Source organism: Tsuneonella rigui, from assembly GCF_003958625.1.
Classification (GTDB): Bacteria; Pseudomonadota; Alphaproteobacteria; order Sphingomonadales; family Sphingomonadaceae; genus Tsuneonella; species Tsuneonella rigui.
Map to the genome: position 1 here is coordinate 59869 of NZ_RSEL01000014.1, position 12831 is coordinate 72699.

At 68.9% G+C, this 12831-nt stretch carries 10 protein-coding genes; 3 read left to right on the forward strand and 7 right to left on the reverse strand.

The features are described 5' to 3' along the window. Positions 1–38: 38 nt before the first annotated feature. Positions 39–1388 (forward strand): MFS transporter, encoded by a 1350-nt coding sequence (locus tag ELY12_RS06520; RefSeq protein WP_206435784.1) that lies wholly within the window; start codon positions 39–41, stop codon positions 1386–1388. On the opposite strand, the gene arsC is transcribed toward ELY12_RS06520, so the two are convergent. Then, entirely contained in the window at positions 1389–1733 is a 345-nt protein-coding gene (arsC, locus tag ELY12_RS06525; RefSeq protein WP_126175891.1) for an arsenate reductase (glutaredoxin), read from the reverse strand. 142 nt (positions 1734–1875) lie between these two features. Here arsC and ELY12_RS06530 point away from each other — a divergent pair, with 142 nt between their 5' ends. Further along, positions 1876–4311 (forward strand): TonB-dependent receptor, encoded by a 2436-nt coding sequence (locus ELY12_RS06530; protein WP_126175892.1) that lies wholly within the window; start codon positions 1876–1878, stop codon positions 4309–4311. A 16-nt stretch (positions 4312–4327) separates the two neighbouring features. After that, positions 4328–5008, forward strand: coding sequence for a Fe2+-dependent dioxygenase (locus ELY12_RS06535; protein WP_126175893.1), 681 nt, complete (start codon positions 4328–4330; stop codon positions 5006–5008). On the opposite strand, the gene ELY12_RS06540 is transcribed toward ELY12_RS06535, so the two are convergent. The 6 genes from ELY12_RS06540 to ELY12_RS06565 all read right to left on the reverse strand — a co-directional run bounded on the left by ELY12_RS06540 (position 5009) and on the right by ELY12_RS06565 (position 12781). Further along, positions 5009–5548, reverse strand: coding sequence for a (2Fe-2S)-binding protein (locus tag ELY12_RS06540; RefSeq protein ID WP_126175894.1), 540 nt, complete (start codon positions 5546–5548; stop codon positions 5009–5011). A gap of 10 nt (positions 5549–5558) precedes the next feature. Then, positions 5559–6317, reverse strand: a complete 759-nt coding sequence (locus tag ELY12_RS06545; RefSeq protein ID WP_126175895.1) for a class II aldolase/adducin family protein — start codon at positions 6315–6317, stop codon at positions 5559–5561. Positions 6318–6348: 31 nt separating this feature from the next. Further along, complete coding sequence (locus ELY12_RS06550) at positions 6349–7338, reverse strand: DUF2891 domain-containing protein (RefSeq protein WP_126175896.1); 990 nt, start codon at positions 7336–7338, stop codon at positions 6349–6351. A gap of 261 nt (positions 7339–7599) precedes the next feature. Then, positions 7600–8541 (reverse strand): DUF979 domain-containing protein, encoded by a 942-nt coding sequence (locus tag ELY12_RS06555; RefSeq protein ID WP_126175897.1) that lies wholly within the window; start codon positions 8539–8541, stop codon positions 7600–7602. Beyond that, entirely contained in the window at positions 8538–9218 is a 681-nt protein-coding gene (locus ELY12_RS06560; RefSeq protein ID WP_126175898.1) for a DUF969 domain-containing protein, read from the reverse strand. The genes ELY12_RS06555 and ELY12_RS06560 overlap by 4 nt, the downstream gene beginning before the upstream one ends. Further along, positions 9218–12781 (reverse strand): hydantoinase B/oxoprolinase family protein, encoded by a 3564-nt coding sequence (locus ELY12_RS06565; protein ID WP_126175899.1) that lies wholly within the window; start codon positions 12779–12781, stop codon positions 9218–9220. The genes ELY12_RS06560 and ELY12_RS06565 overlap by 1 nt, the downstream gene beginning before the upstream one ends. Positions 12782–12831: the final 50 nt, after the last annotated feature.

Below are 12831 nucleotides of genomic sequence, written 5' to 3' on the forward strand. Positions count from 1 at the left end.
CATTGCAAGCACCCCCCGCGCCCGCTAGCGCCGCGCGAATGGCCGACTCCGAACCCGTCGCCCCCATCGTCGAGGCGCCGCGCAAGCCGATCTCGCGCGAGCGGCTGGCGCTGCTATTCATGGTCATGCTGGTGACCGCCGCGGGCAACACCGCGATGCAATCGGTCATGCCCTCGATCGGCACCGAACTGGGCGTGGCGGACGTGTGGATCAGCCTCGCCTACACCTGGTCCGCGCTGCTGTGGGTGATCTGCGCGCCGCTGTGGGCGCGGCGGTCCGACCGCCGCGGGCGCAAGGCGATGATGGCGCTCGGCCTGGTCGGCTTCATCGCCAGCTTCGCGATCTGCGGCACGATCCTGTGGTTCGGGCTCGCGGGTCTGCTCCCCGCGCTGTGGACCCTGCTGCTGTTCGCAGCGGCGCGCAGCCTCTATGGCGGGTTCGGCTCGGCCGCCCCGCCTGCGGTGCAGGCCTATGTCGCGAGCCGCACGCCGCGCGCCGAGCGGACCCAGGCGATGGCGCTGATCGCGTCGAGCTTCGGGCTCGGCACGGTGATCGGCCCGGCGCTGGCGCCGCTTTTGGTGTTCCCGGCGACTGGATTGCCCGGACCGTTCTTCGCCTTTGCGGTGCTGGCGCTGATCGTGCTCATCGCGCTGCGCGTCTCGCTGCCGAACGACGATCCGATGTTTCCCGCCAAGAGCGAAGTGGTCGGCGCGCCGTACGGCGCCAATTCCAACCCGCAAGTGCAAGGCGATGACGAAGGTCCCGACACCCCGCCCGCCGAAGCGATTCCGGACCTGTCTTGGCGAGATCCGCGCCTGCGGCCATGGCTGATCGCGGGCCTCGTCGGCGGGCACGCACAGGCCGCGTTCCTCGGCATCGTCGGCTTCTTCATTCTCGACCGGTTGGGGCTGCGGGCCACGCCCAATGAAGGTACGGGGCCAATCGGCCTCGTCTTGATGTGCGGCGCCATCGCGACGCTGCTTGCTCAGTGGGGCCTCATCCCGCGCCTCAAGCTCGGCCCGCGCAGCTCGACGTTGTGGGGCATGGCGCTGGCGATCGTCGGAATCGTGGTCTTCGCGCTCTCGACCAACCTCCATGCCATCGCATTGGGTATGGCGATCGCCTCGATGGGGTTCGGGCTGTATCGGCCTGGCTTCACCGCGGGCGCCTCGCTCGCGGTAACTCGCGCGGAGCAGGGCCAGATCGGCGGCATCGTCGCCTCGGTGAACGGGGCCGCCTATGTGGTCGCGGCGCCGATCGGGGTGTGGCTCTACGGCCACCACGCGTGGATCGGCTTTACGACGATCTGCGCGCTGTGCGCGGCGGTGTTCGTGCTCGGCTGGCGTTCGCTGGCGAGCGATGCGGAGCTCGAAGCGCCACGCGCTTAGCTAGAGGATTTCCTCTACCCGTTCCGGCGGACGGCACAGGCGCACACCCTTGTCGGTTTCGACCAGCGGGCGTTCGATAAGGCGCGGCTCCGCAACCATGGCATCGAGCACCACGTCATCCTCGGCCGTGGTCAGGCCGCGCTCTTCAGCGTCGGTCTTGAACGTACGCACACCCTCGCGCGGCGCGATTCCGGCATCGCGGTAGAGCTGCGTCAGCTTCTCCCGCGTGGGCGGCTGCTTAAGGTACTCGACCACGGTCAGGTCCAGCTCCGGGCGCGCTTCTAGGATCGCCAGCGTGGCGCGCGACTTGCCGCATTCGGGGTTGTGCCAGATCGTCGCCTTCATCGCTCGGTCTCCTTTCGCATGCGCATAGCCGTGTTGCCGATTGGCTCAACTCCAAACCTTTTTGCGAATGAGTTGCAATATGCATTGACGTTGCGAAAGACTCGCAATAGCGGCGGTTGCAATCAAGGGGATCGAAAGACCAATGAAGAGTTTGACCGCCGTCCCGGCGAACGTGCCATTTCTCGCCCTCGCGTGCGTCGGCGCTTTCCACTCCGCGCCTGCGCTTGCGGACGACGCGGCCGATGCCGCTGCACCTTCGATCATCGTCTCAGGCGAGCGGGTCGAGAACGAGGTCGAGAGCCCCAAGGCCACCGCGCCCTTGCTGGACACGCCGCAGACCGTGACGGTGATCAGCGACCAGACCCTGCGCAAGCAGAACCTGCTCACCCTGCGCGACGCGCTGGCGACCATTCCCGGCATTACCTTCGGTGCGGGCGAAGGCGGCGGCGGCTACGGCGATTCGATCAACCTGCGCGGCTATTCGGCCAACAACGACGTCACGATCGACGGGGTGCGCGACAGCGCTCAATATAGCCGGACCGATCCGTTCTACATCCAGCAGATCGAAATCTACAACGGCGCGAACTCGGCCTACTCGGGTTCGGGCTCGGTCGGCGGGACGATCAACCTCGCGACCAAGACGCCGCAGCCGAACGACCTGACGATCCTGTCGGCCGGCATCGGTACCGACGATTACTATCGCGGCACGATCGACAGCAACCTACGGCTCTCGCCGATGGTGGCGGTGAGGCTCAACGCGATGATCCACCGCAACGATGTGCCGGGGCGCGATGTCGAGCGGTTCAAGCGCTGGGGTGTAGCGCCGGCGATCACCTTCGGGATCGACGGGCCGACCAGCCTGACGCTCGACTGGTTCCACCAGCGTGACGACAACACTCCCGTCTACGGCGTTCCTTACTTCAAGAACGAGATCAACGACGGGCCGATTCCCGAGATCGACGACAGCGACTATTTCGGGATCGTCAATCTCGACCGGCAGGATGTGACCGTCGACCGGCTCTCGGCCACCTTCCGCCACGAGTTCTCCGACGCGGTCAGCATTCGCAACCTGACGCGCTGGCAGCGGGTGGGCCAATACAGCCAGACGAGCGCGTCGCAGGGTACGTTTTGCCTGAGCTCGACGGGGCGCCAGCCGATCACTTCCGTGCCGGGCGGCAGCGTTGGCGCCGCGTGCACGGCGACGATCAACAATGTCGCCTTACCGGGCGGCGGTTTCGGTTCCTTGCCGGTAACGGTCGCACCCGGCTTCTTCCAGCCCAACGGCCCGCGCGGGCTGATCCGCGACCAGGAGAACCAGCTTCTCTACAACCAGACCGACTTGCGCGTGGTCAGCGGCGATGCGGGGACATTACGCAACACGCTCGTGATCGGCGGATCGCTTGCGCAGGAGGATTATTCGATCCTCACTGCTTCGCTGATCCGCAACGCCGCCGGGCAGGCGCTGGCGCTGCCGCAGATCAGCCTCGCCAACCCCGACACCACCTACACGGAGCCGCTCAACCGCACGGTGACCGCCTTCTCGAAGTCGAGCACGAGCAACAAGGCGATCTACGCGTTCGACAATCTCGAGCTCAACGACATGTTCGAGCTCAACGGCGGAGTGCGGTGGGAAAAGAACCGGGCGACGTTCCGCGCGATTCCGCTGGCCTTTTACCCGCCGGGGACCGCGCCGCTCACCGCGCTGCAGAAGCTGCCGCAGCATAGCGACGAAACGTTGTTTTCGTGGCGCGCGGGCGCGGTGTTTAAGCCGGCGCGGAACGTGAGCTTTTACGCCGCATATGCCAACTCGGCGACGCCCTCTTCGGCGACCGTCCGCCTCGGTTGCGGCGTGCCGAGCGCACCCGGCGCTGCCGACCCATGCGCCGTCGCTCCGGAGAAAGCACGCAGCTACGAGATCGGCGCCAAGGCGGAGCTCGGCAAGGTGCTGCTGACCGCCGCGCTGTTCCGCAACGAGCGGACCAACTTCCGCGTGCCCTCCAACGATCCCGCCCAACCCGCCGGCCTCCAGGTCCTCGATGGGCACTCGCGGGTCGACGGCATCGCGCTTGGCGCGTCGGGTTACATCACCCCGCGTTGGCTGGTGTTCGCCAACTACACCTACCTCGACGGCCGGGTGCGGCAGAGCGTGTCCGACGCCTGTCTCGCCGCCCCGAGCGCGGCGTGCCTCAACAGCGCGGCGATCCCCGATCCGCAGGCGGGCGACCGGCTGCTGCAGACGCCGAAGCATTCGGGCAGCCTGTTCACCTCGTACCGTTTCCCGTTCGGGCTCGAGGTCGGTTACGGCCTGACCTACCAGGGCAAATTCGCGCTGCACCAACGCACCCTGCTCCAGCGCACGCAGTTCTATTCGGATGACTACGTGACTCAGCGGCTGCTGATGTCGTACCCCGTGACCGAGCGGCTGACCGCGCAGTTCAACGTGCAGAACCTGTTCGGCGAGGACTACTACACGGGCATCCGCAACAACGTGAACGCGACCAGCGGCGTGATCACCGGCGGTTGGGCCACGCCCGGCGAAGCGCGGCAGGCGACGCTGAGCTTGTTCTACACCCTCTGACCGAAGGGCGCCGCCGATGATGATTGCGATCCCCGATGTGCTCGACGCTGCCAAGCTGGCGGAGGTGCGCGCGCTCGTCGGGGGCGGCGAGTGGGTCGACGGCAACGCCACCTCGGGCCACCAGTCCGCGCTCGCCAAGCGCAACCGGCAGCTCGCCGAAGGCAGCGAGGCGGCGCGCAAGGCGGGGGGACTTGTGGTCGAGGCGCTGCAGGCCAACCCTACCTTCATCGCCGCTGCGCTGCCGGCGAAGATCTTCCCGCCGCTGTTCAACCGCTATGCCGGCGGCGAGACCTTCGGCACCCACATCGACAACGCGGTGCGGCTGGGTCCGGGCGGTCTGCGGGTGCGCAGCGACCTGTCGGCAACGCTGTTCCTGACCGACCCCGCGGACTACGACGGCGGCGAGCTGACGGTCGAGGACCGCGCCGGCGCGCAGTCGGTCAAGTTGCCCGCGGGGCACATGCTGCTCTACCCCGCCTCCAGCCTCCACCGGGTCGAGCCGGTGACCAGCGGCGAGCGGACCGCGTGCTTCTTCTGGGTCCAGTCGATGATCCGCGACGACGGCGCGCGGCGGATCCTGTTCGATCTCGACAACGCGGTGCGCCAGGTCGCCGCCGAACAGGGCCACGATGCACGCCCGGTGATCGAGCTCACGGGCGTCTACCACAACCTGCTGCGCCGCTGGGCCGAGCCCTGATCAGTCCGCGCGGTTCATCGCCGGGACCGCGCGCGCGGCGTCCTCGGGACTGATCCCCGGAGCCGGCGCTGCGCTGATCGTCTCCTCCCGCCGCGCGACCCGGCCGGCACGTTGCACCGCCCGCACCAGCCGCGGATAGACCCCGCAGCGGCACAGGTTCGGGATCGCCGCCTTTATCTCGTCCTCGCTCGGGTCGGCATTGCGCTGGAGCAGGGCGGCGGCCGCCATCGCGATGCCCGGCGTGCAGAAGCCGCACTGGATCGCCTGCTCCGCCACCAGCGCCTGCTGAACCGGATGGCTGCGGTCGCGGCTCAAGCCCTCGATGGTGGTGACGAAGCGCCCTTCGGACTCGGCGACCGTGATCAGGCAACTGCGCAACGCCTCGCCGTCGACGATCACCGTGCACGCGCGGCAGTCCCCGACCCCGCAACCGTACTTGGTGCCGGTCAGGTTCGCCGCATCGCGCAGCGCCCACAAGAGGGGCGTCTGCGGATCGACGTCGAAGCGAACGGGCCGTCCGTTGACGGTCAGCGCGGTCATGGGTGGCGGATCAGTCGCGCCAGCTGCGGTCGATGCGGTCGATCTTGCGCTTCCACGCCTCAAAATCGGCCTTGCCCGGCCCGCCGGGCAGCGCGACCTGGCCGAGATCGCGCTGGTGCACGTCGATCACGTCCTGCTGCACGGTGATCGGCTCACCTTGGCTGAGCACCGCGATCTGGATCTCGCACGCGCGCTGGAGCGACCAGGCGGTCACGAACATTTCCGGAATCGTGCGGCCCATCACCACCGGACCGTGGTTCCTGAGCATCAGGATGCGCTTGCCGCCGAGGTTCTGCAGCAGTCGCTCGCCCTCTTCCTCGCGGACCGTCACGCCCTCGAAGTCGTGATAGCCGATCTGGCCCTGGAAGTTGCAGGCGTAGAAGCTGATCGGCAGCAGCCCGCGGCTGTGGCTCGACACCGCCATGCCGGCGGTGGTGTGCGTGTGGCAGATCGCGTGCGCGCTCTCGATGTGCCGGTGGAAGTAAGCGTGCTGGGTGAAGCCGGCCTTGTTCACCGGGTAGTTGCCGGCGAGCACGTTGCCGTCGATGTCGATCTTGACCAGGTTCGACGCGGTCACCTCGTCATACAGGAGCCCGAACGGGTTGATCAGGAACGCGTCGTCCTCACCCGGCACCTTCACGCTGATGTGGTTGTAGATCGATTCCGACCAGCCGAGGTGGTCGAAGATGCGGTAGCAGGCGGCAAGGTCGAGCCGGGCCTGCCATTCGGCCTCGCTGCATTCGATCCGGGGCTTGAGCTGGGTGGCCATCGGGGACTCTCCTTGCATCCGTTGCTTGGCGCTACTTATCGCACGCCGCGGCTTCAAGCGCCAGCAGCGCGAAGCTCGCGAGCCAGTGCGAGCCCATGTAATCTTCGCCGATGTGCGGCAGGCTGGCGGCGATGTGCCGCTGCGCCACCGCGGCGAAGCGACCGGGCTCGCCGAGCGCCGCGCCGATGCCGTTCCAGCACCACGCCCGGCTGAGGTTGAGCCCGTCGAGATGGGCGATCTTGCCGTCGCTGCGGTCGGACACGTGGACCGGCTCGAAAAGCATCTGCGGCGCGCCGCTGTCCGCGTGCGGGAGGAAGCTCTCGAACCACGCGGCGAAAGCGTCGCGTGGCAGCACGCGGCTCATCAGCAGCGCGGCAGTGAGCGCAGGCGAAAGGAACTCGTCGCCGCCCGGCTCCCAGCCGCGATAGTCCGCGCGGTCGCCGAACCATCCCACCGCGCGCTCGCGGATCAGCGTGGCGAGTACGGGATCGCGCCTCTCCGCCCACTCGAGCGCCAGGACGAGCGCAAAGGCGGTGTTGAAGTGGGTGCCGACGGTGATCGGATAAGTGAGCTTGGGCAGGAACTCACGGAACTGCGCCGCGAAGCGCAACGCGAGCGGCTCCAATGCCGCGGCCCACGGTGCGTCGTGCCGCGCGGTTTCGGCATGGAGCGCGAGGAGCCAGGCCCAGCCATAGGGCCGCTCGAAACTGGCGCCGAAGGGCCGGTCGAGCCGGGCGACCTCGCCCGCGACCTTGGCCGGCACCAGCATGGCGTTGGCGAGCACGCGGATGTCGGCCGCCTCGGGCATGTCGGGAAACAGCCGCAGAAGGCGCAGCACCTGCCAGTAGCCGTGGACGCAGCTGTGCCAATCGAAGCTGCCGTGGAAGATCGGGTGGATCGCGGCGGGCCCGGCGACATCGTCGGGGCCGTTCAGCACCTGGTCGAGCTTGTAGGGCCAACGCCGGGTGAGGTTGGGCAGCGTCATATGCACGAAGTTGCGCGCGGTAGGTTCGCTCAGCATCGGCCGCTCCGGCAGGCCGTGTCACACTGATGCACCCCGTTTTTTGAAACTCGGAAGGTCACGCGTACCTCCGGCAACATACCGAAATCAGGCCGGATTTTCGGTTGAACGCGGCAATATCCGCTGTCACGAATGTCACCTTCTGGTTGTCCGGAATTGTGACCTTCCAATCTGCATGGCGGGAGCACTCCATCGCCATCATTTAGCACCCCGGCGTCCCTGTAGGAAAATCGTTTCCCGAGCGTGCGTGCCGTGCCGCGCTCACCCGAACGCCAGGAAGTAGAGCAGCGCGATATTCGCCAGCAGCAGCGGGATCGCGGTCGGTATCTGCGCCTTGATCACGGCGTTCTGGTCCTTGAGCTCCAGCAGCGCGGCGGGGACCAGATTGAAGTTGGCTGCCATCGGCGTCATCAGCGTGCCGCAGAAGCCCGCCAGCATACCGATCGCGGCCACCCGCATCGGGTCGCCCGACCATATGCCCACCAGCACCGGCATGCCGACTCCGGCGAACATCACGGGGAAGGCGGCGAAGGCGTTGCCCATGATAATGGTGAAGCCCGCCATGCCGAGCGCATAGACCGCCACCGCGCCCAGCCGGCTGCCGTCGGGGATCACTCCCTGCGCGATCCCGCCGACCACCTCCCCCACGCCCGCGAGCGCGAACACCGCGCCGAGGCTGGCGAGCATCTGCGGCAGGATGGCGGCCCAGCCGACGCTGTCCATCAGCCGCGTCCCTTCGGCGATCGGCGTCACTGGGTGGGGGCGCAGCCAGGCGTAGCAGGCGGCGAGCGCGAGCATGACGCCGAGGGTGAGCGCGACCAGCGTCACCTGCTTAGTGTCGAACAGGTGCGGTATCTGCTTGAACACGAGCGTGCCGATAAGCGCGACAGCGGGGATCATCAGCGCCGGCAGGAACAGGCGGTTGCCGCGCTCCGCGGCCTCGGCCTGCCGCTCTTCGCGCGAGGTGGTCGGCCGCGCGCCCTTGCCCATCAGCTTGAGGCCGGCAATCAACACCAGCCCGAGCACGAGCAGCCCGTTGCCGATATCGCCCAGCAGGTCGCCGGCCCAGAAGCTCACCGCCAGCAGGCCCCAGAACGCCGCGTTGCCCCAGCGCCTGGGGTTGGCGCGGTCGGTGGCGGACAGCAGGGCATAAGCGCCGAACACTGCGCCGGCGACGGCGTAGCCGAATTCGAGACCGATCATGCCGCATCTCCCAGCGCAATCTCCCTCCGCTCGCGTGCCAGCTTGCGGTCGAGCAACCACAGGCGCGTGGCATGGATCGCGAACGCGCACAGCGCGGTGGGGATTGCCCATTTGGCGAGCTCGAGCGGCTCGGCCTCGATGCCGAACCCGTGGAGCACGCCGACCATGAGCAGGATCGATCCGATCGCGATGAAGATGTCCTCGCCGAAGAACAGCCCCACGTTGTCGGTCGCCGCGGCCATCGCGGGGATGCGGTCGCTCTCAGGGTCGGCGCCCTGCCGCTCGGCCGCCGCCTGCGCCATCGGCGCGACCAGCGGCCGCACGCTCTGCGCGGGGCCCGCGATCGAGGTTAGGCCGAGCGCGGCGGTGACCTGGCGGAACAGCAGGTAGCCGATCAGCAGGCGCCCGACGGTGGCGCCCCGAAGCGAAGCGATCGCAGTCCGCGCGCGCTCCTGCAGGCCGTGCCGTTCGAGGATGCCGATCACCGGCAGCACGATGTAGATCAGGCTGACGTAGCGCGCGTCGTTGAACGCCTTGCCGAACGCAGCAAGAACGCTGAGCGGATCGAGCCCGGCCGCGAGCCCCGTCACCAGCGCCGACGCCGCCACCACCAGCAGCGGATTGAAGCGGAGCAGGAAGCCCACCACGATCACCGCAATTCCCAGCAAGACCCACATCAGTCAGGCTCTCCCCATCCGCCCCCGCCGGGGGTCTCGATCACGAAGACGTCCCCCGCGAGCATATCCGCCGTTGCCGTCGCGCCGAGCATTTCTGCCGAACCGTCAGCCCGCTCGATGCGGTTGACCCCGCACGCGCCATCTTCGCCGCCCGCCAGCCCCGCCGGCGGCACCTTGCGGCGGTTCGACAGGATATTGGCGCGCATCGGCTCGCGGAAGCGGATGCGCCGCACCGCGCCCTCGCCGCCGCGCCATCGGCCCGCCCCGCCCGATCCGCCCCGGATCGAGAACTCTTCGACCAGCACCGGGAAGCGGTCCTCCAGCACCTCGGGGTCGGTCAGGCGGCTGTTGGTCATGTGGGTCTGGACCACGTCGGCGCCGGCGAACCCCGGCCCCGCGCCCGATCCGCCAGCGATCGTCTCGTAGTACTGCCGCGCCTCGTCGCCGAAGGTGAAGTTGTTCATCGTCCCCTGGCTGCCCGCCTGTGCGCCGAGCGCACCGAGCACCGCGTCGGTCACCACCTGGCTGGTCTCGACATTGCCCGCCACCACCGCCGCCGGCCACTCGGGCGACAGCATCGAATGCGCGGGGACGCGGATTTCGACCGGGCGCAGGAAGCCGTCATTCAAGGGGATCGCGCTGCCGGTCAGCGTGCGGATCGCGTAGAGGCAGGCCGCGCGGACCACCGGGCGCGGCGCGTTGAAGTTGTCGCCGAGCTGCGCGCTGGTGCCGGCGAAGTCGATGATGGCGCGCCGGTTCGTCCGGTCGATCTCGATCGCGACGGAAACGTGTGCGCCGTTGTCCATCGCGAGCTGGTGGCCTCCGTCGCCGAGGCTTTCGAGCAACGCGCGCACCGAGCCTTCGGCGAAGGCGAGCAGGTGCGCCATGTAGGCGGTGACCACTGGTTCGCCGTGGTCGGTGACGAGGCCGAGCAACCGCTCCGTGCCCCGTCGACAGGCCGCGACCTGCGCGGCGAGATCGGCGAGGTTCTGCTCGATGTTGCGCGCCGGATGCGGTCCTGAGCCGAGCAGCGCGCGCAGGTCCTCCGCAAGGAAATGGCCGTCGCGCGCGATCAGCACGTCATCGAGCACTACGCCCTCGTCCTCGATCCGGGTCGAATTCGACGGCATCGAGCCGGGCGCGATCCCGCCGATATCGGCATGGTGCCCGCGTGCCGCCACGTAGTACGCAGGCGCGTGGCCGCCCGCAAACACCGGCGCGATCACGGTGATGTCCGGCAGATGCGTCCCGCCCGCGTAGGGCGCATTGAGCGCGTAAGCATCGCCTGCGCGCATGTCCCCGCCCCGGTTGCCGATCACCGTCCGCACGCTGTCGCCCATCGAGCCCAGGTGCACCGGGATGTGCGGCGCATTGGCGATCAGGTTGCCCTCGCCGTCGAACACCGCGCAGCTGAAATCGAGCCGCTCGCGGATGTTCACCGAGCTCGCCGAGTGCTGCAGCGCCGCGCCCATTTCCTCGGCGACGCCCATGAACAGCCCACCGAAGATCTCGAGCCGGACCGGGTCGGCCTCGGTGCTGGCGGTATCGGAGCGGGCGATGGTCGAGCGGGTGAGCACGAGCATTCCGCCCGCATCGAGCCGCGCCGACCAGCCCGGTTCGACCACCAGCGTCGCCACCGGGTCGATGACGAGCGCGGGGCCCGCAATCGTCTGGCCCGCGGCGAGCTGGGCGCGGTCGAAGACCGGCGTTTCGCGCAGCTCACCCGCCATCATGCACCGGGCTAGCGTGAGCGGCTCGCCCGGCGCGCTGCCGCTCGCGAACTGCAACGGGTCCGGCGTCTCTCCGGCCGCGAAAGCCTCGACCCGCACCATGTCGATCACCAGCGCGGCATCGGTGTCATACCCGAACCGCGCGCGATGCGCCTCGGCGAAGGCGGCGCGCATTGCGCTCTCGTCAGCGAGGGGAACGGCGATCGTGCTGTCGCCCGCAGACAGCCGGATATGCGCCTCCGCCGTCGTTTGGATGAGCTCCCGCTCGACACCCTGCGCGACCAGATCGTGCGACGCCTGTTCGGCCAGCTGTTCGGTGCCCCGATCAAGCGCTTCATTGCACCCTGTCAGCGGCAGTCCGAGGGTCGCCTCGCGCACCGCCCGGCGATCGGCGAGGCCCATCCCGTAAGCCGACAGCACCCCCGCCAGCGGGTGCACCAGCACCGTCTCGATCCCCAGCGCATCGGCCACCAGGCAGGCATGCTGCCCGCCCGCTCCCCCGAAACAATTGAGCGCGAACCGCGCGACGTCATGCCCCCGCGCGACCGACACCGCCCGGATCGCCTGCGCCATGTTGGCGACCGCCACCGCGACGAAGCCCTCGGCCGCCTCCTCGCGCGTCATGCCACTGCCGACCTGGGCGAGCACCTCGTCCATCCGCGCCTCCGACGCCGCGCGGTCGAGCGGCTGGTCGGCTCCGGGGCCGAACACCGCCGGGAAGTGCTCGGGCTGGAGCTTGCCGAGGATCAGGTTGCAGTCGGTCACCGTCAGCGGGCCGCCCTGGCGATAGCACGCCGGACCCGGCTGCGCGCCCGCGCTCTCCGGCCCGGCAAGGAAGCGCGCACCGTCGAACCGGCAGAACGAGCCGCCGCCCGCCGCTACGGTGTGAATGCGCAGCATCGGCGCGCGGATGCGCACGCCCGCGACCCGGTTCTCGCTGTCGCGCTCGTAGGCGCCAGCGAACAGCGACACGTCGGTCGAGGTGCCGCCCATGTCGAACCCGATCACCCGGTCGTAGCCAGCGGCGCGCGCGGTCTCCGCCATGCCGACGATCCCGCCCGCCGGGCCCGACAGGATCGCGTCCTTGCCCCGCAACGCCGGCCCTGATGCTAGCCCGCCGTTCGATTGCATGAACAGCGGCTCGTGATCTTCGCCGAGGCCTGCGGTCACCCGACTCACGTAGTCCCGCAGCCCCGGCGTCAGGTAGGCATCGGCAACAGTCGTGTCCGCCCGCCCGATCAGCTTGGCGAGCGGCGACACGCGGTGGCTGACCGCGATCTCGTCGAAGCCCGCCTCGCGCGCCAGCTCGGCGAGCGCGGCTTCGTGAGACGAGTGGCGGTAGCCGTGCATCAGCGCGATCGCGACCGCGCGGATGCCCCGCCCGCGCGCGGCGCGCAGTCCCTCCAGCGCCGCCCGCTGGTCGAGCCAGCGCAGCACCTTGCCATCCGCGGTGACCCGCTCATCAATCTCCAGCACTTCGGCCGGCAGGGGTGGCGCCTTGACGATCTCGCGGGCAAAGATGTCCGGCCGCTCCTGCGTGCCGATCGCCAGCGCATCGCCGAAGCCCTTGGTGATCGCGAGCAGCACCGGCTCGCCCTTGCGCTCGAGCAGCGCGTTGGTGGCAATGGTGGTGCCGATGCGGATATCGGCCGGAGGGAGCGGACCTTCGCGCACCCCAGACAGCCGCCGCATCGCCTCGAGCGCGGCGTCTTCGTAATGTCCGGGATCTTCGGACAGCAGCTTGGCGGTCCGCACCGCGCCGTCCGGCGATCGGGCGACGACATCGGTGAAGGTGCCCCCGCGGTCGATCCAGAACTGCCAGCGGCCCGCCATCACGCAGCGCTATGCCGCAGCCTCCCCGCGACCGCAAACGCGCCCTCGCT